Consider the following 24,904-nt stretch of genomic DNA (forward strand, 5'->3'; position numbering starts at 1 on the left):
TTCCACTCCTTCTTTGAGATTAATAGACGTCGCGTTGGTATCGTTTTTGCTTTTGCATCTCCGTGACATACGCTTCCGCCTGTTCGCGGCTCATGCCGCCCTCTTTTTCGATAATCTCGATCAACGTCTGATGAACGTCGCGCGCCATGTGTTGCTTGTCGCCGCAAACGTAGACGACAGCACCTTCCTCAAGCCAACCGAACAGCTCTTTGCTTCGTTCAATCATCCGGTGCTGCACATACACTTTCTTCTCCGTATCGCGAGAGAAGGCGACATCCATTTTGGTCAGCACACCGCTTTTCAACCATGCGAGCCATTCGGTTTGATACAGGAAGTCGGTCATAAAGTGTTGGTCCCCGAAAAAGAGCCACGATTTTCCTTTCGCCCCGATGGCCTCGCGCTCTTGCATAAAGGCGCGGAACGGCGCCACTCCGGTGCCTGGACCGATCATAATGATCGGCGTGTCGGGATCCTTCGGCAACTTAAAGTTCGGGTTCGGCTGCACAAAGACCGGCAACGTATCGCCGACTTGGACGCGTTCGGCGCAGAACGTCGAGCACACCCCTTTGCGCAGGCGGCCGTGTGACTCATAACGGACCGCACCGATCGTCAAGTGCACTTCATCTGGATAGGCCGCTAAGCTGCTCGCGATCGAGTACAGGCGCGGCGGCATTTTCCGCAAGATGGAGATGAGTTGCTGCGGAGTGGCGTCCCATGGGCCGAAATCGCGGAGCGCATCCAACAAATCACGGCCTTTGGCGTATTCTTTCAATTTGGCTTCATTGCCGGGCGCCACAAGCGCTTGGAGCTCACTGTTTTTTGACAGCGTCGCCAGCTTTTGCAACAGCGCTTTCGTCAGCACCGTAATTTCAAAATGTGAGGTGAGCGCTTCACGCAGCGACCGCACTTCCCCATCTTTGTCGATCGTCACCGTTTCTTCCGGGTTCCATTTCATTTCTTGGATGATGAGGTCGACAAGCTCGGGATCATTTTTCGGGAAAATGCCAAGCGCATCGCCCGGTTCGTACTTCAACCCCGATCCCTCGAGCGACAATTCCAAATGGCGCGTTTCCTTGTTCGATCCGCGGCCGTTTAAGTTGATGTTTTCAAGCACCTCGGCCGGGAACGGGTTTTTCCGCGAATAGACGACAGCTGGTTCCATTTTTGGCGCCGTGGCCGCAGCGGACAAAAGCGGCGTGGCCCCAACATGGGCATTCGCTTCTTTGCTTAACTCGCCAAGCACGCCATCAAGCCATTTCGCCGCCGCTTCTTCATAGTCGACATCGCAATCGACGCGCGGATAAAACCGTGTTCCGCCCAGCTCCTCAAGACGTTTGTCGAAATCTTTCCCCGTCTGGCAAAAATGTTCATACGACGTATCGCCGAGCGCCAAGACAGAGAAACGAAGATGGTTGAGCTTTGGCGCCCGTTTGCTGTGGAGAAATTCGTAAAACGATACCGCATTGTCCGGCGGATCGCCTTCCCCATGCGTGCTCACAACAATGAGCAGCGTCTCCACTTTCTTTAATTCGTTCGGCTTAAAATCAAGCATGGACAACACTTTCGCTTCAAACCCACGCTCTTTGAGCGCTTTGCCGGCTTTCTCAGCCAACTTTTGCGCATTGCCGGTTTGCGAGCCGTACAATACCGTCACTTCTTTCGAAACCGGTTTGCTGCTTCCAGCAAACAGCGCCGGCGCTTCGGCATCCAAAACGGCGACCGCCGCCTCGGCAGCAGCCAAATACCCGCTCAGCCAAAGCTTTTGCGACGGCGTCAACGTCGGCAACAAACGATTCAAAAGCTCAATCTGCTCCTGGGTAAACGGACTGTTGGTTACTTGCAGCTGCAACGGTGTCCACCTCACAATATAAAATAAAATGGAACGATTGGCGCCGTTTCGGTCTCAACGACAGGACGAACGCCAAATTCCATTATTCCTATAAGCCAAGTATACTTTAATGAGGGTATCATATTTACACTTTACCGCAAAACAAAACATTAGTAAAATAAATATAAATTATTAAAACTATTAACATCACTAATAATGATCCGCAACAAAACAGTCAGGCTGCATGCGAGGGGTTGGCCAATGTATTACGACGAGTTGAAGACGTTCATTACGTTAGCAGAAGTGAAAAATTTCACAAAGACGGCGGAAATTCTCCATTTATCCCAGCCAAGTGTCAGCTTGCACATTAAAAATTTAGAGAAGGAGTTCCAGACGAAACTGTTCATCCGCTCCCCGAAGCGGCTGCGCATGACGCCGACCGGCGAGCTCCTATACGACCGCGCCAAACAAATGGTGGCGCTTTATGAACAAACGAAACAAGACATTTTGGAACACCATCATTCCGTCAAAGGAAAATTGAAAATCGGGGCGAGCTTTACAATTGGAGAGTATATTTTGCCGCCGCTTTTGCCCGATTTCCAAAAACGTTACCCAGAGTTGGAGCTTGAGGTCATGATCGGCAACACAAAAGAAATTGTCGAACTCGTCAAATCATATCAAGTCGACATCGGCTTGATCGAAGGGCAAACGAACGAAAAAGAACTGTCCGTTCATCCGTTCATGCAGGACGAGCTTGTCATCGTCGCCTCCAACCGCCACGAACTGGCGCAAAAAGAGGAGGTCACGATCGCCGAGCTGCAAAACGAAGCATGGGTGGCGCGCGAAGTCGGGTCGGGAACAAGGGAATATTTCAACCATTTCATCCGCTCGAACGGGCTGAAAGTCAAATCGCTCATGATCATCAGCAGCAACCAAGGCATTAAAGAAACGTTGATCAACGGCAACGCCCTGTCCTTGCTGTCGCGCAGCGTCGTCGCCCGCGACATCGAGCACGGCCACCTGTCCATCGTTCGCCTGAACCATCCACCGTTTTACCGAATGTTTTCCTACATCTATGCACCGATTATGGAAAACAAACAAAACGTGCGCATTTTCCTTGAAGCCTTGCAAACCAATTGGACTGGCGTCAGCCAATAACAGAAGGGCGTGGTCATGGATGACCCGCCCTCACACTTCCATCTCCCCATGGCGGATGTGCGGCATTTCAATTTGAATCGTCGCATGGCGAATGTGAAAGCGCGTTTCGACCAAATCAATCGCCCGCTGCAAAACCGCCTGTCCATCGCATCCTTCCTCAATGAGCAAATGGCAGCTTAACGAATCAAGCCCCGAGGTGATCGTCCAAATATGCAAATCGTGGACATCGATCACCCCATCAATGCCCGAGAGCGCCGCCTTCACTTCCGCATGGTCAATCGCCGCCGGCGTTCCTTCCATTAAAATATGCACTGTCTGCTTGACTACGGCAAATGCTCCTTTTAGAATCAAAACCGCCACCGCGATGGAAATGAGCGGATCGGCCGCGTACCAATCGAACAGCCAGATGACAAGCCCTGCCGCCATCGCCCCGACCGAGCCTAACGCATCGCCGATCACGTGCAAATACGCACTGCGGACATTGACGTTCTCTTTGACATCCCCTTTGCGCATTAACACCCAAGCGCTCACGAGATTTGCCAACAACCCGACGGCGGCCACCGCCATCATCGGCCCGCTCGCGACAGCAGGTGGATTCACAAACCTCCCGACCGCTTCCCAAATAATCCAAGCGGCAATCACCACCAACGTGACCCCGTTTACTAGCGCCGCTAAAATCTCGAACCGGTAAAATCCATACGTTCTCTTCGGCGACGCGGGCTTCGCCGCCAGCCAAACCGCCGCCAGGCTTAACAGAAGCGAAATGGCATCACTCAGCATATGCCCCGAATCCGAAAGAAGAGCAAGGCTGTTCGTCACAAGCCCGCCGACAAACTCGAGCACCATGATCCCGATCGTTACACCGAGGGCAATCGCCAGCCCTTTTTGATTTCCTTCTCTGCCGTGATGATGCCCGTGATGGTGATCACAATGGCCGTGCGCGTGATGATGCATCCATCTTCTCTCCTTATTTATTGGTGTTGTGCGTGATCAATCGCCTGCTTTAGCAACGATATGACATGTTCGTCATCACATGAGTAAACCAACATCTTCCCCTCACGGCGATATTTCACAAGCCGCAACGTCCGAAGCAGCGCCAACTGATGGGAAACCGCCGATTGCGACATGCCGAGCACTTCCGCAATATGGCCTACATGGCATTCTTCCTGCGACAACAAATACAACATCTTCATCCGAGTCGGATCCGCTAGGGCTTTAAAGATCCGTGACACTTCCTCAATCACACTTTCATCTAAAAACGAATGATCCTCTGCGTTCATGGCTGTTCCCTCACATTTTAATATATGAGCATTTGTTCATATATGCGAATCATAAACCGCTTTTTTTTTCTTCTGTCAATCCTATTTCAAGCTGCAAAACCCCATCAGCATCAACAGCCGATGCACTGACACCCCCACAACGGCAGCCGACAAAGCAAAAAAAAGCAGGGGCCGATAGACCCGCTGCTTTCCCATTACGATTTCAGCCGCACCGCCGTCCCCGTCGCAATGCACATCATCATGCCGTCGCGCAGCGTTTCAAAATCGAGATCCACCCCGATGACGGCGTTGGCGCCAAGGCTTCTCGCCTTATTGACCATCTCCTTGATCGCCATCTCCCGCCCTTCGGCCAGCTTGCTTTCATACGTTCCGCTCCGCCCGCCGATGATGTCGGTGATGCTGGCGAGAAAATCACGGACGACATTGGCGCCCAAAATGACCTCTCCCGCTACGATGCCCAAATACTCTTCAATTTCTTTTCCCTCAATGGTATTGGTGGTCGTGACAATCACAGCTATGTCCCCCTCGTGGCTCATCATAATAGGTGGAAGCACCCCATTCGATTATACTACGGCACATCATATGACGTCACCGATGGATTGGTCCGCAGTGCAGCCAATGCCGAATGAGTACCGTACAGCAACAACTGCGCGATGCCGACAAAATACTCCGATTCGCGAATGATGTGATCGAGCACCACCTTGGCGGTCGGGTTTTGGCTGACGGCTTTGCTGCGGGTTTTGATTTGCCGGCATAATTCGATGAACTGAAGGCTCTGCTCTAGGCAGTACGACACAAAATGGAGCACTTGTTGATGCAGTTGTTCAGGAACATAATGGCCGGCCCGAACCACCGATTCGATATAACGGACCGCGTGCTGATGCGTAGCCGAAAGCGCCTCCTCCCATTTTTTCAACGCTTCTACATATGGCGCTTCCAATCCAGACGCAAGCTCGCGAATGACGACCGTATGTTCTTCCTCTTGGTGCTTCCAGAATTCAATCTCATCCAAAACGCGCAGCGGCATGTGTAGGCCGTAGTAAAATTGCACGCTCTTCCCTCCCTGTTTCTCCTCTTCTTTCAGTGTATGGGCAAAACAACGCGGATATGCACCATGATCGAAATGATCACAGCCTTCGTCCTTGTTTTACCTTGAAGATCGGCATAGCGACATGCATAGAAAACCGTTATCCAACCGATGGACACAGCCATCGATCAAAAAAACTTCCATGGCCGTAACGTTTTAAGCAGCTTCATCGTTTTTATTAGCGTAAATGACCCGATCGGGAAAAAGGAGTTACGATGTATGGTTCATGCGAATGAAGACAGCCGCGTCAACTGGATCGAACATTTATGCCTTTCCACTTGGGAGCCGGTCTACCGATTGATCTATTTTAAGGTCCAAAACCGTGAAGAAGCGGAAGACATCACACAAGAAACGTATGTCAGGGCCATCCCCTATTTGCAAAAAAACCACGTCCCCCCTGATAAACAGATGGCCTTTCTAAAAACAGTGGCCTTGAATATCATCCGGGATCGCTGGCGGCAGCACCAACGCCGAGGAACGACAGCCGATTTGGAAGCCATTGCCCCCAAAGAGGCTGCCTTTGAGGATCCTGCGGAATGGAGTGTACAGCGCATGACGATCGAAAAAGCGTTAAATGAACTCAATGAAGAGCAACGCACGGTGATCGAACTAAGAATTATAAAAGGGTATTCCGTCGCTGAAACCGCCCAAATCATGAACAAAAAAGAAACAACCATTCGCGTAATGCAGCATCGGGCATTGCAGTCTCTTACCCGCATTTTACATGACGGGATGAAATGAAGGAGGAGTCCATCGATGCATGACAACGAACGCCGCTTATCCGATTATATCGATCAATTGAACGCCGAGAAAAAACCAAAAGACCATGAACATTTAGGGGCAGATCCCGAATTGCAAAAGCTGTTTCATACAGTCAGGCTCGTCCGCAGCCTCAGGGAGCCTGCCATGCCGGAGCGGGATTTTCCAGCCAAACTGGTCCGTGTGGTCACCGATCAACTAGTGCAAACAAAACAGAAAAAGAAAAAACGGGCCTGGATGGCCAGCATCGCCGGCATCGCGGCTATGTTGACCCTATCGCTGCTGATCCATTTCGCTTCACTCTTTGACCATCCCAACATTGTCAAGGCGATGGAAAAAGCCTTTCAAGACGTCAACGCCTACCATGGATTTTTGGAAATTGTCGAAACGAATGCCCAAGGCAAGACGACCACACAAGCCAAATTGGAAATTTGGGCCGACAAACACGGACGCTATTATATACAAGAACTGGAAGGTTCAAACAAAGGGCTGATTACCGTCAATAACGGGCAAACGAAATGGCAGATCCGGCCTTCCGAAAAACAAGTTCATCGATTTCCTGCCTTCCCTGATCCGTATCGTTTTGCCTTTGAACTCGGAAACGAAATCAAAGGGATCAAACAGGCCATATCAACGAACATCATCGGGGAAGAGAAGGCAGCCAACCGTCCATCTTGGATTGTCGAAGTCACCCCACAAGGAGGGGAGCCTTATCGGATATGGATTGATAAGGAAACCCGTCTTCCGTTGCAAAAACAATATGCAATGCAGCATGGGATCCAATACAAAATGACGTACACGAAAATCGAATGGAACCACGCTATCCCTGAAAAACTGCTGACCTACCATGTGCCAAAAGGGTTTCAAGAAGTCAACCAAAACCCGGAACAAATCGTCACCAACATCGATGAAGCAAAGGAGGCTGTCGGATTTCTGCCTGATACGGTCAGCCAAATCCCGTCTGGATATGTCCAAGACCGCATCGCGATCATACCGGACAAAAAACTGGTCAAACTCTATTACCGGGCACTGGACAAAGAGATTGTCATCATCCAAGGAAAAGCCATCGGCGAATGGAAACTTGCCCCAACCGCGATGGTCGGGAAAATTCATCACCAAACTGCTGAAATTCAGTCGCCGGTTGTAGAAGAATCAGGCGTGATCGGAGCAGGAGGACCATATGCCGGCCTGACGGACCTCCATTCGATTCGCTGGCGGCAAAACGGGTTTGAATACGCCGTTATCGGCCATGCCTCTTTGGGGGACTTGATCGCATTCACCAAAGAGCTGACAAACGGAGCCTTTGAAATGCCGACACATAAAGATCCATTCCCATTCAAGCCGAAGGTGGAAGTTCCTGTTGACTTGGAACGGGAGAAAAATGATCAAAAAAACGTCGATGCTGGAAGTTCGCCTTGGAAATTGGATCCTTTGTTTGTGGCTCAAGTATTTGTCAGCCTGCAAATGTCCCCTGGAGGCATTACTGGAGATTACCCGATTCACTATGAAGACTTGCGCATTATCCAAAACAACGGGAAGGAGGCCATCGTAGAAGTGGACGCCCACAACACTCCAATCAAGCGAGTATATTTGAAACGGCTGATCCGGCAAGACGCGACGGGAATATGGACGGTGGTGGGATATGATCCTGCTCCATAATGTTCACAGAGATGAATACTGATCTCCACTATCTGCGTCATGAAAAAGGAGAACGGCCATCCCCTTGTTCTCCTTTTTCTTCGTTATTCCCATAGAGTAGTGAAATCCTCGTCAATGGCACGGTCATTGTAGCTGATGCCGGATGGACGGCTATTAACGTCTAAAATCGGAAAAGCCGCCCCAACAGGCTTCGTTCCCCTTCGGGACCGGCTTTTTCCTTTTCCTTTTTGTTAGCCGCGAACCATTTGGTACACATGCATCACCAAGGCGCTGACCGCCGCCACTCCTACAAACGAAACCAAATACACCATCGGCGACCCCGTTTGGCCAAACACAACCTCATTTTGCAGCATGGCCGCTTTCTCCCAAGCATTCCCCACATCAGGCTTATAAAGCTTCGTTTTCCAATACCCTATGCCGATTGTTGATGCCAAATACACCACATGAACGATGATCGAAATGGCGAAAGCATGAATAACGGTTTTCATGAACATTCCCCTTCCACACTTGTTAGGAATACGTCAGGCGCTTCATGGAATGCACGTCCGCAAAAGTCCATCCATTGTGTTTGGCCCACATTGTAGTATGATCCCTATCATTTTACCATATTGAACAAGCTGCGCGAAATTGCCCCCCTTCATATTTCCGAATCGTTCCTTTTGATCAAACGTTCAATCCCCCAAAAGAGGGGATATTCACAGACACTGGATTGAAGTAAGCTTAACGATAGCATCGTTTTTCTCCATCCCATCAAGCACATGATGTGTGTGAAACGCCAATAAAAATGAATGATCATTCATTTTGTTATGGTATAATGGTAACAACATCCTCACACCAATAAGGAGGCCCGTTCGCCATGCTGCTCGATAAAGTGATCAAAAAGCGGTTTGAAACGGAGACCGTGCAAAACGTGCGCATCGCCAAAGGAACGGCGATGTTTCAAGGCGTCCGTCTTACCGTCCGCTGCTTTGTCATCGATGGGGTGCTGATTGACACCGGCGCAAAATCGATGGAAAACGAATTTACTTCGTTTTTCCAACAACAAGACATCGACCAAGTCGTCATCACCCATTATCACGAAGACCATACCGGCTGCGCAGCGTTTTTGCAGCGGAAGATGGGCCTGCCCATCTATATGAACGAACTGATGATCCATTATTGCCAGCAAAAGGCGGACTATCCGCTCTATCGAAAAGTGTTTTGGGGCAAGCGCGATCCATTCACCGCCAAGCCCATCGGCGCGACGTTTTCCTCGCGAAGCGCAACGTGGGAGGTCATCCCGACGCCAGGCCATTCAATCGACCATGTGGCGTTTTTGAACCGCAAAACCGGCCAGCTGTTCAGCGGCGACTTGTACTGCCAAGAGAAAACGAAAGTCATCTTGCGCGAAGAAAACATCCCGGCGATCATCACTTCCTTGCAACATGTGTTGACGTACGATTTCGGCGACGTCTTCTGCGCCCATGCGGGCTATCTCCCAAACGGGCGCGAAGCCTTGCAGCGGAAGCTTGACTATTTGCTTGAACTGCAAGGGACGATCATCGATTTATACGAAAAAGGAACACCGCCCAAACAAATCCAGGCCCTTTTGTTTCCGAAAAAATACCCGATCGTCTTTTTCTCGGGTGGAGAATGGGACTCGCTCCATATCATCCGGTCGGTCATTCAGGAATATGAGACGAAACAGGCGAGCTGAAGCGGGGCTACCCGAAACAGCCACACGCGGCTTCGGTCAGCTTTTTTGCGCCTGAGGCTATCATTTTTCTGTAGTTGCATCATGCCGTTCGCCGCCTGGCAGACGATGGTTCCCTATCCGCCGCTGTCTATGCTATGCTAATAAAAAAAGAGAAAAGGTGTTGGGTATGAAGCCATATATCGTTGTCGGAGCTGGCATTTTAGGGGCCTCTACCGCCTATCATTTGGCTAAAGAAGGGGCAAGCGTGATGATCATCGACCGCGGCGACAAAGGCCAAGCGACCGATGCGGCGGCGGGGATCGTGTGCCCTTGGCTCTCGCAGCGCCGCAACCAAAAATGGTATCGGTTAGCGAAAGGCGGGGCGAAATTTTATCCTTCCCTCATTGAAGAGCTGGAATCATACGGGGAAACGGAGACCGGTTACGCACGCGTCGGGGCTCTATGGCTGCACACAGATGAACAGAAACTGGAACAAATGGAGGAGCGCGCTCTCAAACGGCGCGAAGACGCGCCGGAAATGGGAGAGATCGTGCGGCTTCATCCCCAAGAGGCGAAGGAGCTGTTTCCGCCGCTTGTCGGCGAGCATCATGCCCTTTATGTGAGCGGCGCCGCCCGAGTGAACGGTCGGGCGGTGCGAGACGCCCTCATGAACGCTTCCCAAAAGCGCGGCGCCGCCTACATCCGCGGAAACGCCCGACTCCTGTTTGAAGGCTCCCGCATCATCGGCGTGGAAACCGACGGAACGAAATACGCTGCCGAAGCGGTCATCGTCACGGCCGGCGCCTGGGCCGGCGAGTTGCTGGAGCCGCTCGGGATCAAACTGCTCGTCACCCCACAAAAAGGGCAGCTCATTCACTTGGAGCATCCGGAATGCGACACATCCCATTGGCCAGTCGTCATGCCGCCGAACAATCAGTATATGCTCGCCTTCCCGGGAAGCAGAATTGTGATCGGAACCACACACGAAGATGAAGCGGGCATGGACATTCGCCCCACCGCCGGGGGAATGCACGAATTGTTGGACAAAGCGCTTGCCGTTGCGCCGGGGCTCTCCACCTGGACATATATCGAGACGCGAGTCGGATTCCGCCCGCGCACGCCTGGGTTTCTCCCGATCTTCGGACCGCTTCCGGGCTTTTCTGGGGTGTATATCGCCAATGGGCTCGGCTCCTCAGGTCTCACCGTCGGCCCGTATTTAGGAAAGGAGTTGGCGAAACTCGTCATCGGCCTGCCGACGGAACTCGACCCAAGCGATTATGACGCAGCAAGCGCCGTCGCACCGATCGTTCAATGAGGGGGATCAGAAAAAGCAACAACGGAGCTTCCACGATATGGACAATAGCCAACGCAGCGACTGATATCCCTTTCTCACCGTCAGGGCAAAGCTGACCGTGTTTTGTCAGCTTTGTCCTTCATATTTTTTCAACTGCTCCGTCAGCTTGTGAAACAGCTCCATATCTTTGCGGTCAAGCGCTTGATCGATTTGCATCTTCAAAATCGACACTTCATGGCGTTTCAACGCTTCATCGAGCACTTGCTCGGCCGCTTTCGCCATTTTCTCATGCCGCTCGTGCCGTCTGACATTTTCAAACGCTTGGTGATCAATAAGCCGAAGGTACGAAAAATTCCTTGCCTTTCCTGGAAAATGGAGCGTCAAATAGAGCGTCTCGTTCGGATGCAGCGCCAAATCGCCCATAATCGAGGCAAGGCTCGTGCTTTTTTGACCGCGCCGATAAAAGACGAGCCCTTCCTCTTCCGCCATCGCAGTCGAAATGATCAGCCACCGCGCCTGCTTTTGCTCGGTTTCCGTAAAATGGACGTTCTCAAGCAAATGGGGGTGTTGAAGCAAGTATTGCAGCACAAATCGGGCATCGGGATGCTTCAAACGATGCTGCTGCAAAAACGTTGTTAAGAACTGCCGCTTTTCTGAATAGGACACCCATCTCGTCATAGCCTCACCCCCTTCAACTGCTTCTCCATGGAAGATAACAGCGGCCGCAGCGCAAGATCGTCTCAACAAGCCTCGATGATCCATTGCTATTCCATTCACGTCTTTGTTTTCCAGTATACTTGATTGCGCCCCGCCGTGCATCTGAAAACCACAGGGCAAGGCCCCTTTCATTCCGACACCAAGCGGCAAACGAAATAGAAAAACAGCCGCCCTTCATTTCCAGGCGGCTGCTCCTTCTAAGCAACGGGCTCTCGGCTTTCCTTTCCATTGCTAAGACCTATGGCCTACGCCAACTGCATCGCAAAGTGGCCGTTCAATCCGAGCGCTTCGGCTGTGGATGCTTGCACTTGCCGCAACAGCGCTTCGTTTTTCATCAACGACTCGCCGTAAGACGGAATCATCTCTTTCACTTTCGCCCGCCATTCGTTCATCCGTTCTGGGAAGCACTTCTCCATCACTTCAAGCATGACATGAACCGCCGTCGATGCCCCTGGCGACGCGCCGAGCAACGCCGCGATCGAACCATCAGCCGCATGGACGACTTCCGTGCCAAACTGCAGCGTTCCTTTGCCGCCAGCTTCCGTGTCTTTGATCACTTGCACGCGCTGACCCGCCACGACGATGTCCCACTCGTCGCTTTTTGCCGTCGGGACGAATTCCCGCAGCTCTTGCATGCGCTGTTCTTTGGACAACAGCACTTGCTGGATCAAATAGTTGGTCAAGGCCATATTTTTCACGCCCGCCGCCAAGATCGTCAATACGTTATGCGGCTTGATTGAAGTGAACAGGTCGAGCATCGATCCGTTTTTCAAAAACTTTGGCGAAAAACCCGCAAACGGCCCAAACAACAACATCTTTTGATTGTCGATAAACCGCGTGTCCAAGTGCGGCACCGACATCGGCGGCGCACCGACTTTCGCTTTGCCGTACACTTTCGCATGGTGCTTTTCCACAACCTCCGGATTGTTGCACACCATAAACAACCCGCTCACCGGGAAACCGCCAATCCCCTTTCCTTCGGGAATGCCGGATTTTTGCAACAAATGGAGGCTGCCTCCCCCGGCGCCGATGAAGACGAACTTGGCCGCATGGCGCTCAACGGCGCCCGTGTCCAAATTCCGCACCTTCAACTCCCATAAGCCATCGCTTGTCCGTTGGATATCCTCGACATGATGGCGGTAGTGAATGTTGACATTTTTCCGTTTCAAATGTTCAAACAGTTGGCGCGTCAACGCCCCGAAGTTCACGTCCGTCCCCGATTCGATGCGGGTCGCCGCGATCGGCTCGTCCACCACCCGCCCTTCCATCATGAGCGGCACCCATTCGGCCAACTTTTTCGGATCATCTGTGAACTCCATCCCTTTAAACAGCGGATTGGCCGCCATCGTTTCATACCGCTTCTTCAAAAATGCCACGTTATCTTCCCCTTGCACGAAGCTCATATGCGGCAGCGGGCGGATGAACTCTTTTGGATTCGCGAGCACTCCGCTGTTCACTAAATGAGCCCAAAACTGCAAGGAGACGTAAAACTGTTCATTGATTTTGATCGCTTTGCTGATGTCGATCGACCCATCGGACTTCTCAACGGTATAGTTCAGCTCGCAAAGCGCCGCATGCCCGGTTCCAGCGTTGTTCCACTCGTTGGAGCTTTCCGCTCCTGCCTCTTCCAGTCTTTCAAAGACGACAATGTCCCACTCTGGCGCCAATTCCTTCAAGAGCGTCCCCAACGTCGCGCTCATAATGCCAGCGCCGATTAAAATGACATCCGTTTTTCCTTGTTTGTTGCCCATGTTTACCATCCCTATCCATGAATAGTTGTAAAAGAGCATCGAGCGATCGCTCGAAATGATTCCACCGATACCCCTCTTATTTTTGAGGGCGATTTCAACATTTATTATAACACAATTGATTAATAGTATGTCACTATTATCAATTTGAACAAAATATATTACTATAATTCAATGCAACATCGTATATTCATAACATCAACACAGCCATCCCAACATCGCCCTTCATAATAATTTTACAAAATCGTTGAATATTTCGCCACCATCTCGAGAAAAAACGCAGAGATTTTTCAAGAAGACTGATGAAAAACAAACGAAATCATTTCATAGCAGCAAAAAAGACGGCTCCATGCCGCCAAAGCGTCATATAAGCCATCTACACCCGAAACATTCCAAGGTGACATCCATCGTATTAGGCAATCGTTTTTTCAATTTCTCTAACAAATGGCTCGTGCGAAGTATTCTCTAAAAAATCTTCGAATATTTCATCAAGTTGCAAGTTGAGATCTTCATTGACCTCATTCCCGTCCTCGTCATAAATCTCAAAGTGGCTGTACTTCCATTGATCAAATGTTTCCCTAAGCAAGTCACAGTATGTCACCCAACGCTTTCCATAGTTAGACATATACGTCGGCACCCATTGATCAATGTAAACGTTGTTTAACAACTCATCTAACGGAGAACAATAAAATCGCGAGCCCTTACTTCTCCCCAGCGATCGGACAAGCTCGGCAAACTCTTCCTTCTTCATTTTCCTCACTTCACCGGAATAGTCATAGCTGATCTTGCCGTTGTATGGGTTGATGAATGGTTCAGCGGTGTATATCCATTGGTGCGGTATATGCGTTTGAATCACTTCCATGAGCATTCGGGCAATGAGTTGCGGGATATCACGGAAATCCAATTTTTCTCTTCCTCCCTCACAAGAAGATGCGAAACAACACCGTCTTTCATCCCGCAATGGAAACCGTAGGATGAAAGGCGGCCAAATTTCGTAATCAAGCAAGGCGCTTCCGCGGTCACGGTCTTCACAAACGCAGCGGCCCTTCGGCATCCTTAGGCCATGCCGTCCATACGACGATCAATTGGCCGCTTGTCGTCACCAACCTTCTTATTCCCCATGGCCATCCCCTTGTTTTTTATTTCCCTACTCTTCAAGCAATCCCCGAACATCTTCCTCTAGAAGATCCACCAACCGAGCAATGTCTTCCACCGTCATTCCTTTGCGCTCCATGTTACGAATCAGCTGTTTCATTCCTTGTTGAATTCCACGTTCCATCCCTTCTTCCAACCCCTCCTTCCTTCCCTTTTGCTCATAGGAAATGATCAGCCCCAACACGTTCTCTTTTTCTTTCGTTTCCATCGCCTTCACTTCTCTTTGCAGTTGTTGCTCTTCCTCCTCCGACAACTTCACATACGTTTCAAAAAAGCCCAAGAGCAGCCGCTGCCTCGCTTCATCCAGCTCCAATCGCACCAACATGCGCAAAAACTCTTTTTTCAACTCGACTTTCTCACTTTCAGTATACCCCATTTTGCCAAGCAGCGCAGCCGCAATCGGATTGTCATGCCGAATAGAATCCCGCCAATGTTTCTTGCGCAACTCCACCGGGAAAAAGCGGAACTGCAACACCTCGCCAAAGGGAAACTCAATCGAAAACACGGACGGTTCATCACGGAGGGCATCATGGCTGAAGACGGCAATGGGAACAATGCGGATGCGGTATTTTTCAAACAAACGGCTGAAATAGACAAACATGCGCTCCGGAAAGGACGACTGCACGCTGCTTTGATTCTCCACATGAACGATGATCAGTCCATCTTCCCCTTTCAGCTTCGTCTCGACCAACAGATCAACGCGGTATTTTTCTCCTGCGGTCACATCAGTGAACAGTTCTTCGGACAAAAAGGACAAATGGCGGAAATCGATATGCTCGTGCATGTCGGGGAAAAAGAGGAAGAAAAACTCTTCGAAGAACGTCTGGATCAGCTCTTTGAACAATCGGTCATGGTCAATGGCCATCCGATCACCTCACGATGAAGATGTTCACCAACTATCATTCGTGAGCACGAGGCGAAAATCCTGCATGTACGATATAAAAAATGGAGAGCCAGGAAAAAAGCTCTCCGTTTTGTGCTTGCTCCCCGTCATACAAACGGCAGCGAACGCGAGTGAAAAACACTCAGTTGAAAAAGGCTGCTTCAAAAAGTTATGTCATCATCACCTTTTGAGACCGCCCTTCAGTAAGTACATCGCCACGACCAGCGTTTGCTTTTACTTTCTTAGAACGGCCGGCGGGTATTTCAGCTCAGGATGCAACGTTTCAAACACATCAGCAACATTTAATATCGTTCCTTCCCCAAAGGCTGGGCCGATGATTTGCATCCCTACAGGAAGTCCTTGAACAAAACCACATGGCACCGTTACAACAGGCAAGCCCGTCAAGTTAAACGGTCCTGTAAAACGGATGATATGGTCAAGAAAGTTTACTTCCTCTCCATTGATCCATACCGTATCCTGCCCGATTTTGGGAGGGAGAAACGGAATGGTTGGGGTGATCAAAACATCTACCTTATTGAATATTTCCATGAACTCGTGATCCAATTTCAAACGAATTTGTTGCGCTTCCAAGTAGTCTACAGCGGAAGGGAGTTCTCCAAGCTTTAAAGGGAAACGGACATCATCGCCAAAATCTTCTTCCCTTTCTACTAAATGATTGTGATGAATAGCGCTGGCTTCTGAAAGAATCGTGATCATTTCCGCATACTGCGCATATTGCAATGTTGGAATTCGCACGGTTTCTACAACAGCACCTTCGCGTTCCAAAGAAGCAATCGCCTGTTTAACCGCTCTTTCGACTCCTTCATCCACATGATCAAAGAAGTACGGTTCTATGCCAATTTTTACACCTTTAACAGACTCCATGAATTGTGTGGAATAACTCGTTGCAGGGGCATCGGTGGAAGTAGGATCTTTTGGGTCGTATCCTGCCATGGCTTCTAAAATATAGGCAGCGTCCCTCGCCGTTTTCGCCATCGGACCGATATGGTCCAACGACCATGCAAGCGGGAAACAACCATATTTGCTTACTAGTCCATAGGTGGGCTTTAAACCGACAATGCCGCAAAACGAAGAAGGAATTCGAATCGAACCACCGGTATCTGTTCCTAGGGAAGCAATCGTCATATGCGCCGCCGTTGCGACCCCCGATCCTCCGCTTGAGCCTCCGGGAATGCGTTCAGGATCCCAAGGATTTCGGGCAGGTCCGAAATGAGGATTATTGTTCGTTGCTCCCCAAACATACTCATGCAAGTTTGTTTTTCCAGGAAACACTGCTCCCGCTTCCGTCAACTTCTCGATTACTGTCGCACTGTAAGTTGGCCGGAAGTTTCGGTGAATTTTTGACCCCATCGTTGTTGTTTCATTAGCTACGTAAAGAATATCTTTGATTGCTATAGGGATGCCATGTAGCGGGCCGCGGTAATTTCCAGATCGGATTTCCGATTCCGCCAACTCAGCTTGCTTGCGTGCTTTCTCTGCTGTCACCTCTATATAGGCATTCAGCTTATTGTTTAATGTTTCAATTTGTTCGAGTACATCGTCAACGAGCTCAACAGGTGAAACTTCTTTGTTTTTTAGAAGAGGGGAAAGTTCAGAGATTGTTTTCGTATTTAGCCGTTTTTCCACGATACACACCTCCCGGTTGGTGGACGACTCCAATATCTGCCTCATTCAAGCCAAGTTTTTCGACTCCCTGTTTTAGTTGCTGAATGGCTTTCCACTGATGCTCAAGCATCATCAATTCCTGTTCTGAACACTTAATCCCTTTTTCTCTTAATTTCTTTTCTATGCTATTGCTCATTTCGTTTCCTCCCTTCTAAAATTATTATACATTACAAGAATTAAATTCCAAAATATTTTGACTTAACAAAATATAATAAATATACACCCGATTATTTTGACAATACTCTACTGAATTTCCTAAAATGTAGTTAGACATCACCCGTCGAAGGTTCGTTGTCAGCGATCCAAGGTTCCTATGTAACCAATCCTAAAATCTAAAAGTAAAGAGGGGAACGCCATGGAAGCGAAACAAACCGTGTTTGTCAATGAGTTCACTAACGGCATCTTAGACCCTCATGGAAACATGCTTGGCCCCGTGCAGGATGGGGGATACATTGTCGCCAATACTACTCCTGGTTGCTGGGGACCGATGATCACTCCTTGCATCCGCGGTGGCCATGAAGTGACAAAGCCCGTTTTTGTCGAAGGCGCTGAAGTAGGAGACGCCATTGCGATTAAGATCAAATCGATTCGCGTCACCTCTATCGCCACATCCTCAGGAAATGATAAACCAATGGAAGGTCGGTTTGTCGGCGATCCGTTCGTTGCTGTCAAATGCCCACAGTGCGGAACGATGTACCCGGAAACGAAAATCGAGGGGATCGGCCCGGAAGCCATTCGGTGCGCGAATTGTGGCGCGGACGTGACTCCATTTGTATTTACGAACGGCTATACGATGACGTTTGATCCAAACCGACAAATCGGCGTGACCGTGCATAAAGAAGCGGCAGAACTCATCGCTCGACAAGGACGGTACTACATGGCGACACCCGACAACTCCGTCCAAAACCCGATCGTCACGTTTGCGCCCCATGACTTAGTCGGAACGGTGGCCAGACTCCGCCCGTTCCTCGGACAGCTCGGCACCACCCCGGCGCGTCCGCTACCGGATTCACATAACGCTGGCGACTTTGGCCAATTTCTGATCAACGCCCCACATGAATACGGGATTACGAAAGAACAGCTGGAAGATCGCACGGACGGACATATGGACATTAACCGTGTACGCGAAGGCGCCGTGTTGATCTGCCCTGTGAAAGTGCGGGGCGGAGGTGTTTATCTCGGTGATATGCATGCCATGCAGGGCGACGGGGAAATTGCTGGGCATACGACCGACGTATCTGGCATCGTCACCCTTCAAGTGAAAGTGATCAAAGGGTTGACCATTGACGGACCGATTCTTCTTCCTGTTGCTGAGGACCTCCCCTACTTGGCAAAGCCATTGACAAAAAAAGAAAAAGAGATCGCCCTCGATTTGGCACAATCATGGGGGGTAAACAAGTTGGAAGAATCGTTGCCGATTTCCTTTGTCGGGACAGGTGCCAACCTAAATGAGGCAACAGAAAACGGGTTGCAACGGGCAGCGAAAACGTTAGGCATCTCTGTCCCTGAGGTGATGAACCGTGCCACGATTACCGGCGCCATCGAAATTGGCCGACATCCTGGGGTCATCACCGTGACCTTCTTGTGCCCTGTTCGTTATTTAGACAAGATTAGTTTGACCTCGCTAGTGTACGATCAATATCGCAGCGTTTTGGAGTAAAAACATGTCGATCATCACTAAAGGCTTCATCCTCTCGCACTTGCCAAGCAGGGATGAAGCCTTATGTTTGTCAAGATTCGGGCACATACATTTTCTGCAGCGGAAGCAGCGCTCTCGCATCGCTAGGCATGTTCTCATACCAATGGACAATCAAGTTGACCAGCTCTTCCAAATCAATCAGTTTCACGGAATTATGTTTGGCGACTGCCTCTGCGTGGGACGTAAAACCGCCTGTGGAGACGAACAGGCAATTGGCATCAATCGGGTTGGCTCCGAGAAGCTGCTGGATTTCCGGGGCCGAGGCGGCGCTTTTGCGATGCTTCACTTGCACCTTGATTACAGGTTTTTCAAAGCCAAACGCGTCCTTATAGGCGAGCACATCCACACCGCCGTCAGGGCCTTTCGGACTCACTTGCACATTGTACCCCATTGCTTGAAGCAAGCCCGCCACTAAATCTTGCATTTGCCACGGATCAAGCTTGTCCACTTTGTCTTGGATCATCATCAACGCTTTTCCAACAAGGTCTTCAACGATTTCTTCCGTTTCCCCCTCTTCATGTTGAGGTTTTGAGAATGGTTCACTGTGTAAACGCTGCTCGATTTCATCGCCCCATTCGTCCACTCGAAACACCGTCAGCGTCGAACCTAAACTGTTCTTCGCTCCGTCTGACAGCGAATCCCTTGGAACTGTCGCATTTTCCCATTTTACCCGGATGATGTTCGGATAATAGGGATGCCCGATGGAGGGATCGTAACGATGCTCTTCTGTCACGGTTCCAACAATGTACTCCCTTTTCTCTTTTGAATATGTGATCACTCGATCGCCCTTTTTGATTTCATGGGCAAACCGCCATACTTGATTCACCCAACTCGTTCTCGATTTTGGTTTTGACTCGGCAAACACTTCATCCGCCTTTCGCTGCAGCTGTTCTTTCGACCGAAAGCGCTTCGGATCGCCCAATCTCGCCCAACCGATCGATGCGATGCCCTTTTCCAGCCAAAGCGGAATCAGTTCATTGCGATCGCCCGCGCGGATCATCCACCATTTTGACATCCAGGTTCCTCCTTTTGGCAAAAAGAAATCGCTCCGTGAAGCAGCCATTCTTCTAAAAACAGGAGCTGAAACAATGAGCCAGCTCCCCGCTGTAGGCAATGGCGTTTAAGAGGAGCCAAACTGCAGATCACACACGATTGCAACCGCCGTCATCGTTGCAAAAGCAGATTGACTTTAGGCCAGTCGGCAACGAGAACGGCATCCCGTTCTACGGCGATGTGCACGACGGCAATCTACCTGATTATATGTGACCAGAAAGGCTTGCTTGATCATTCAATACTATACAGCTTCAACTCAAATTCCTCTTCGGCATACAGCTCTGTGGTACGTCCTGATACGTCCTCTAGGCGTAAAACGCATATTTCTCCCATTCGATACCGGTCTTCTAAAAGATGAAACACCACTTCTATCTGCCGTTCTGAAACTTCCCCAGTGGAATCAAAAGTAATCGTTACCTCATTCGAAATTCGCTCGTTATTGCGGTAAAATGCTGCCCGCAACGTTCGCGGTTGCCGCTCAGATGAGACTTTTTCTTCTTGGAAAAACGGAACGATAAATCGGTAACTCGTAATGACTTTTTGAATCGAAGCAACCTGTACGTTTACCCGTTCCGCTTCAGATTTACGAGCTTTTCCTTTTATTTGCCGATATTCGATTAACGGAATAATGCTTTCTTGCGGCATTGCACCGCCATGAACAAACCGCAATCCGCCACCGGCAGTAAAGCGATTCAGCCCCTTTGCAATGACTGTTTCACAATCCACACCTAAATAATCGAGAGAAGCTTTGATCGCGCCAACAGGGACCGTTAAGTTTTTCCCAATCGCAAAGCGACGATTCCCGTCATAAATTTCTCCCTTTAAACTTTCTGCTTTCTGAAATTGCTCGACTTGGGAAGTTTGATATAAAAAGCCGTGATCACTTGTTAGAAATATACGAACAGCTTCATACGTACCTGTTAATTTGCGAACGGCTGCTTTTATCCGTTCTAACGCATTTTCGACTGCTTCATACGTATATGCTTCCGTTTTGCTCGAATCGCCAATCGCGTCAATGGCATCATGATACAAATAGACAACGCGCTTGCCACGAATATACTCTTGTCCTTCGTCTTTAGTTAATTGAATGAAGTCCTCCATTTTTAAAGCGATAGAATCCACTTCATACATTTGCAAAATGTTATTCCGGTTTTGCAAGCCTTTCGTAGAAAGATCATTCACATAAATTGTGCCATCTTCTTTTATTCCCGTAATCTTTCCTGGAAGCAATGCCGCCATTCCTAATTGCGTATAAGTAGGAAGCGTTGCCTGCATCGGAATGATTTTCACTTCTGTGTTTAAACGCTGTTGAAACTCTTCTAACAATTCCATTCCTATTTCATAACGAAGCGCATCGGAAATAATGACAAAAATACGCTCCCGTGTCGCCTCTAACAATGGCCGTATAAAATGTTGATAAAAATTTTTTTGCTGCATGACATTTGGAATGTTCCATTGTTTGCTCAGTCTTGTTTCCAACATGTGATCTGTATATGCCGCTAACGTCATTAAATATTTATTCTCATACCAGAATGTTACTCTTTCTATTAATTGTTCGTAACGTTCCAAATTCGTTTCTTTTCTGTACAGAAGATAAATATGGCGATAAAGTTGGTCGATACGATAATACTTTTCAGCATACAACGAAAACCATTCTTGTTCGTTTTTCGGTGCTTCATCTCGTTCAAAAATGATTTTCCATTCATAAAAATCAAGTATTTTCTCCAACAACTCATACTCTTGGGCAAAATGCGCCTGATACCAATAACCTTTCCTTCGTTCCGCCAAAATACTTTTCCATTCATTCACAAGGACCGTTTCATTTAATAATAATTCATGCAAAGCATCCAGCACTTTTCGTTCGATAATCGGAAACGTAAAACAACGAATGAACGCCTGATACGTATGCGTTTCTACTAATTGCGGCACATTCCACTTTTGTTCCAGTTCCAACAAAATCGTTTCTAATACTTCACGTTCGTCCGATTTCAACCAATCATCGATAAATACTTTACAAATATTTGGAACGCTACAAGGATAATGAACTTGTAATACATCTTCATCGATATTGGAAGCAACATGCTGGTAAACAATTGTTTCGATAATATGAGATAGATGGTGTTCTTCTTTCGGTGAGACGCCAAAATAATCTTCGATTAGCTCGAAAAACAGATTGACATCCAAATATTTGCCCATTTGTATGAGCGCTTCATTATCATCCGACATTCCGCCTTTTTTTGCGACGACGCTTTTCAATAACTCCTGTGGATGGATGCTTTTTGCATCACATAATACAGCCATCATCGTTTGCTTTACATCATTGGCATTTGGGTTATTTGGAAGCAGCTTTTTAAATTTGGCAACTCGTTGCTTGTTTTTAAAAAACGCCCAATGCTCCTCTATAAACGGTCGAATCGCTAAATGATCGATGCGAAGTTCTTTCATCATAATCGCGATTTCATCTGCTTGAAATTCTCCGTATTTGCCGCTGTAAAGAAGGATATCTAATAAAAAGTTATCCTCATCTTTCGGTTTGGCAAATGGAGCGTATATTAAATACGAACTTTCCGTGTCCTCGAGTTCCAACAATACTTTTGTTTGGAACGCATTGTGATCGTTTAATTTCCAAACTTTGATTCCCTTTTCATTCAACGCTTGTTCTATTTCTGCTAAATCGCGCTCCTCACTTTGCACATCATACCAAAAGACAATTGCACGATCCGAACCAATATTTTCCGTAAGCTGTTTTTCGAATAGTCGCAGTAACTCTTGAACAATATCCATATCTTACACCAACTCTCAATGTATTTCTTTTCCCTATTTTAAAGAAAGACAATCCAATGGCAAGTGAAAAAATGGATAGGGGGCTTCCCCCTATCCATTTTGCAGTGGTTATCTTATTTTCGCAAGGATCGTTTTTAATTTCTCGTAGTTCACAACCACTCCGTCATCTAAATCTAAGGCAATGCGTTGGTTGGCAAGTTCCGCTAATTTTTTATCGAATTCAACAAGCTCTTCCTGCTGGGCTCTAATTTGTTTCAATTGCTTCTCATAACGCTTCTTCATCGCAGAAGATAAATCCGGATTGATAAGATCTTGCTCGAGACGTTTTTGCTCTTGACGAAGTTTTTCTTGTAAGTTTTGTACGTACGTAAAGCGCATTGTTGCTAATGTTTCTGGCGTGTAACGGTGTAAGTAAAATAACGCACGGAAACCTTTTTTCGAACCAGACTCAACCATCCAATAAATCGGACGTTTTTGGTAAATTTTACAATGATCATCATAAAACTCATCAAAGAAATAACGCCGCAAACGCTCTGTCGGTGTTTCGTTGTTTTTCATCGTTAATGACTCCGCTAGCCAACGTAGATTCTCCGCTAACGTCTCTTCACCGAACATAATGATTAATAGCTCTTGCAAGCGGCTGATGACATCATCTTCAAAATAAGACGTTTCCGTCAATGGAATGATGCCATCTTTATCAGGCTGGAATGTTTTATACTTCGAAGCGTCCCAGTCACCACCTGCATACGCAAGACCTTCGGCATCTAACGAATAACGCCCCATCATCAAACCAACACAGTAAGACAAGAACGACTTCGCATCCCGTACTCGATCTGCCCGGCGGACTGTTATTTCTTCATCAGGAACTTCCGGGGTCAATTCATCTTGCAAACCGTATAATTCAATAAAAATGCGGTTCAATTCTTCCTCATTTTTCTTCAGTTGCTGGAACTGCTTTTCCGCATGGTCTTCCCAGTTGGCATAGCATTCCTCTAACGTCTTCGCTTTCCCGCGATAGGTGAGGAATGGATGTTTCTTAAAGTCCCAAGATGTTTCAAATGAATCCCAATCATTTTTTGAAATATGAATTAGTTCTTTAACCTTTTTATTAAATTGAACATTGCCAATAAGGCTTTCATAATTTGGGAGCGGTAATCGCACTACATCAGCAATTTGTAAATTAATTGTTGGGTTTAATATCTTTAATAGTATTTGAGCTGGTTTGGAATTCATACACGCCAATATAAATAATCTCTTATCCTCTTCAGCAAAAACTCCAGGGCCACCAGAATCATATAAAAATCCTTCTGGAATCCATCTCATACTAAAGGGTCCACTAGTTATATATGAAAATCCTATAGAAGGTTTAAAGTAATAACTCATATTTACAATTGTTCTTGTAAATGATTTATTTATTGTTTTGGCAAATTCTATAACTTCTTGACCGGAATTTTCCCAATTTATTAGGTATTCATTAAAGCCATACCATTTTCTATATCCTCCACCCTTACTATATGGAAACCATTTTGCTTTTGATTCTCGTGCTTCTTCGTGACTCTTAGCATGTTTGTAAACTTTTGTAATTGAAACTTCTGGCCAAAATCGAAGAAATCTTTTGTTATCTGATGTTGTCATTCCCCTTTTTACTTCAGCAAATTCCCCTAGTGGTTGTCCATTTTTAAAAATCTTTAAAACGTTACTGCTTACCCAATACGCAATCGGCGAACCTGGGATATCCTTGAAACCTTCTTGATTGCGCACGAATATATCATTTTCTTTTTTACATAAAAACATTTCTTCTTTTGCCCGTGAAGACGAATAATCTACTAATCGTACGTATTTTCCTTTGTAATTGGCAATGAACGATTGTCTTAATACAAAACTTGTACTTTGAACAACTTCCCCTCCAACTTCTTCAAAAGCACGAGTTCCCAGATGAAGCATTGAATAAATAGTAGTGTGACTTAAAAATTCTTTTCGTAATTCTTCAAAACTGCTTAAAAACATCCATGAATGCTGGTTTATTGCTGCTGAAAATCCGTTTTCGACGGTAAAATGTTGCGCGCGAATCATAAATGCGGCAAATAAATCGCTTTTCCCCTTTGGATAGTTATCACTTAAATATTTTTTTAGCTGTGGATTCATCCCTTTCGATCCCATATATGGTGGGTTCGTTACCACGATATCATACTGAGATGCCAACAACTTTGCTTGGATTATTAGTGCCTTAATCTTCTTCAACTGTTCATACACTTCAAACGTTTCTAAGGTAGGCACTCCGGACTGCTCAAACTGCTTGACTTTCCTTAAATCTCACATTTCGCACCCTCTCGACGAAAATCGGGAGGATTTTTTCGTTCCGATGTCGAATGAATCCTTGACACACAAGGAACGTAAAGGAGTTTTTCTCTTATGAACGTTCAAGTCAAAAAGGTCTAT

21 protein-coding genes are annotated in these 24,904 nt (G+C 47.8%); 6 read left to right on the forward strand and 15 right to left on the reverse strand.

The features are described from left to right. Positions 1 to 19 precede the first annotated feature (19 nt). The gene (locus ACVBDQ_RS12980) at positions 20 to 1,849 is read right to left on the reverse strand and encodes an assimilatory sulfite reductase (NADPH) flavoprotein subunit (RefSeq protein WP_021322747.1); all 1,830 of its coding nucleotides are present in this window, start codon (positions 1,847 to 1,849) and stop codon (positions 20 to 22) included. 240 nt (positions 1,850 to 2,089) lie between these two features. Here ACVBDQ_RS12980 and ACVBDQ_RS12985 point away from each other — a divergent pair, with 240 nt between their 5' ends. After that, complete coding sequence (locus ACVBDQ_RS12985) at positions 2,090 to 2,986, forward strand: LysR family transcriptional regulator (RefSeq protein ID WP_446663252.1); 897 nt, start codon at positions 2,090 to 2,092, stop codon at positions 2,984 to 2,986. Positions 2,987 to 3,016: 30 nt separating this feature from the next. Here ACVBDQ_RS12985 and ACVBDQ_RS12990 read toward each other — a convergent pair whose 3' ends face one another. The 4 genes from ACVBDQ_RS12990 to ACVBDQ_RS13005 all read right to left on the reverse strand — a co-directional run bounded on the left by ACVBDQ_RS12990 (position 3,017) and on the right by ACVBDQ_RS13005 (position 5,317). After that, positions 3,017 to 3,940: a cation diffusion facilitator family transporter gene (locus tag ACVBDQ_RS12990; RefSeq protein ID WP_011230903.1), complete on the reverse strand. Its 924-nt coding sequence runs from the start codon at positions 3,938 to 3,940 to the stop codon at positions 3,017 to 3,019. Between the two features lie 17 nt (positions 3,941 to 3,957). Further along, positions 3,958 to 4,266: an ArsR/SmtB family transcription factor gene (locus ACVBDQ_RS12995; RefSeq protein ID WP_011230902.1), complete on the reverse strand. Its 309-nt coding sequence runs from the start codon at positions 4,264 to 4,266 to the stop codon at positions 3,958 to 3,960. A gap of 194 nt (positions 4,267 to 4,460) precedes the next feature. Beyond that, the gene (locus ACVBDQ_RS13000) at positions 4,461 to 4,778 is read right to left on the reverse strand and encodes a YbjQ family protein (protein WP_011230901.1); all 318 of its coding nucleotides are present in this window, start codon (positions 4,776 to 4,778) and stop codon (positions 4,461 to 4,463) included. A gap of 56 nt (positions 4,779 to 4,834) precedes the next feature. After that, positions 4,835 to 5,317 carry a DUF2935 domain-containing protein gene (locus tag ACVBDQ_RS13005; protein WP_042382360.1) on the reverse strand — a complete coding sequence of 161 codons (483 nt, stop codon included), beginning with the start codon at positions 5,315 to 5,317 and terminating at the stop codon, positions 4,835 to 4,837. A 147-nt stretch (positions 5,318 to 5,464) separates the two neighbouring features. Here ACVBDQ_RS13005 and ACVBDQ_RS13010 point away from each other — a divergent pair, with 147 nt between their 5' ends. Continuing rightward, positions 5,465 to 6,094, forward strand: coding sequence for an RNA polymerase sigma factor (locus ACVBDQ_RS13010; RefSeq protein WP_231926020.1), 630 nt, complete (start codon positions 5,465 to 5,467; stop codon positions 6,092 to 6,094). Positions 6,095 to 6,109: 15 nt separating this feature from the next. Continuing rightward, a complete protein-coding gene (locus ACVBDQ_RS13015) occupies positions 6,110 to 7,771 on the forward strand; it encodes a hypothetical protein (protein ID WP_011230899.1) in 1,662 nt (553 codons plus the stop codon). Between the two features lie 230 nt (positions 7,772 to 8,001). Here ACVBDQ_RS13015 and ACVBDQ_RS13020 read toward each other — a convergent pair whose 3' ends face one another. Beyond that, positions 8,002 to 8,259 carry a membrane protein gene (locus ACVBDQ_RS13020; protein ID WP_011230898.1) on the reverse strand — a complete coding sequence of 86 codons (258 nt, stop codon included), beginning with the start codon at positions 8,257 to 8,259 and terminating at the stop codon, positions 8,002 to 8,004. A gap of 368 nt (positions 8,260 to 8,627) precedes the next feature. On the opposite strand from ACVBDQ_RS13020, the gene ACVBDQ_RS13025 reads away from it, so the two are divergent. Beyond that, positions 8,628 to 9,467 carry an MBL fold metallo-hydrolase gene (locus ACVBDQ_RS13025; protein WP_446663253.1) on the forward strand — a complete coding sequence of 280 codons (840 nt, stop codon included), beginning with the start codon at positions 8,628 to 8,630 and terminating at the stop codon, positions 9,465 to 9,467. Between the two features lie 166 nt (positions 9,468 to 9,633). Further along, on the forward strand, positions 9,634 to 10,761 hold the full coding sequence (locus ACVBDQ_RS13030; RefSeq protein ID WP_446663254.1) for an NAD(P)/FAD-dependent oxidoreductase: 1,128 nt from the start codon (positions 9,634 to 9,636) through the stop codon (positions 10,759 to 10,761). Between the two features lie 105 nt (positions 10,762 to 10,866). On the opposite strand, the gene ACVBDQ_RS13035 is transcribed toward ACVBDQ_RS13030, so the two are convergent. From ACVBDQ_RS13035 to ACVBDQ_RS13060, 6 genes are all read right to left on the reverse strand, one after another. Further along, complete coding sequence (locus tag ACVBDQ_RS13035; protein ID WP_023633977.1) at positions 10,867 to 11,418, reverse strand: YpiB family protein; 552 nt, start codon at positions 11,416 to 11,418, stop codon at positions 10,867 to 10,869. Between the two features lie 284 nt (positions 11,419 to 11,702). Further along, complete coding sequence (locus tag ACVBDQ_RS13040; RefSeq protein ID WP_446663256.1) at positions 11,703 to 13,217, reverse strand: malate:quinone oxidoreductase; 1,515 nt, start codon at positions 13,215 to 13,217, stop codon at positions 11,703 to 11,705. 400 nt (positions 13,218 to 13,617) lie between these two features. Then, positions 13,618 to 14,109 (reverse strand): hypothetical protein, encoded by a 492-nt coding sequence (locus ACVBDQ_RS13045; RefSeq protein ID WP_011230891.1) that lies wholly within the window; start codon positions 14,107 to 14,109, stop codon positions 13,618 to 13,620. Between the two features lie 243 nt (positions 14,110 to 14,352). Beyond that, positions 14,353 to 15,225 (reverse strand): Rpn family recombination-promoting nuclease/putative transposase, encoded by an 873-nt coding sequence (locus tag ACVBDQ_RS13050; protein ID WP_014195572.1) that lies wholly within the window; start codon positions 15,223 to 15,225, stop codon positions 14,353 to 14,355. A gap of 252 nt (positions 15,226 to 15,477) precedes the next feature. After that, complete coding sequence (locus ACVBDQ_RS13055) at positions 15,478 to 16,890, reverse strand: amidase (protein ID WP_047757810.1); 1,413 nt, start codon at positions 16,888 to 16,890, stop codon at positions 15,478 to 15,480. Then, positions 16,856 to 17,065, reverse strand: coding sequence for a hypothetical protein (locus tag ACVBDQ_RS13060; protein ID WP_014195569.1), 210 nt, complete (start codon positions 17,063 to 17,065; stop codon positions 16,856 to 16,858). The genes ACVBDQ_RS13055 and ACVBDQ_RS13060 overlap by 35 nt, the downstream gene beginning before the upstream one ends. Positions 17,066 to 17,284: 219 nt before the next feature. Here ACVBDQ_RS13060 and ACVBDQ_RS13065 point away from each other — a divergent pair, with 219 nt between their 5' ends. Further along, positions 17,285 to 18,589 (forward strand): acetamidase/formamidase family protein, encoded by a 1,305-nt coding sequence (locus ACVBDQ_RS13065; protein WP_047757809.1) that lies wholly within the window; start codon positions 17,285 to 17,287, stop codon positions 18,587 to 18,589. 70 nt (positions 18,590 to 18,659) lie between these two features. Here the strand turns inward: ACVBDQ_RS13065 and ACVBDQ_RS13070 are convergent, their stop codons facing one another. The 3 genes from ACVBDQ_RS13070 to pglX form a co-directional block, all read right to left on the reverse strand. Continuing rightward, positions 18,660 to 19,643 (reverse strand): restriction endonuclease, encoded by a 984-nt coding sequence (locus ACVBDQ_RS13070; protein WP_033025180.1) that lies wholly within the window; start codon positions 19,641 to 19,643, stop codon positions 18,660 to 18,662. Between the two features lie 269 nt (positions 19,644 to 19,912). Continuing rightward, entirely contained in the window at positions 19,913 to 22,465 is a 2,553-nt protein-coding gene (gene pglZ / locus ACVBDQ_RS13075) for a BREX-1 system phosphatase PglZ type A (RefSeq protein ID WP_318549145.1), read from the reverse strand. A 108-nt stretch (positions 22,466 to 22,573) separates the two neighbouring features. Further along, a complete protein-coding gene (gene pglX, locus ACVBDQ_RS13080) occupies positions 22,574 to 24,742 on the reverse strand; it encodes a BREX-1 system adenine-specific DNA-methyltransferase PglX (protein ID WP_446663255.1) in 2,169 nt (722 codons plus the stop codon). Between the last annotated feature and the right edge of the window lie 162 nt (positions 24,743 to 24,904).

Source organism: Geobacillus sp. CCR (assembly GCF_052906625.1).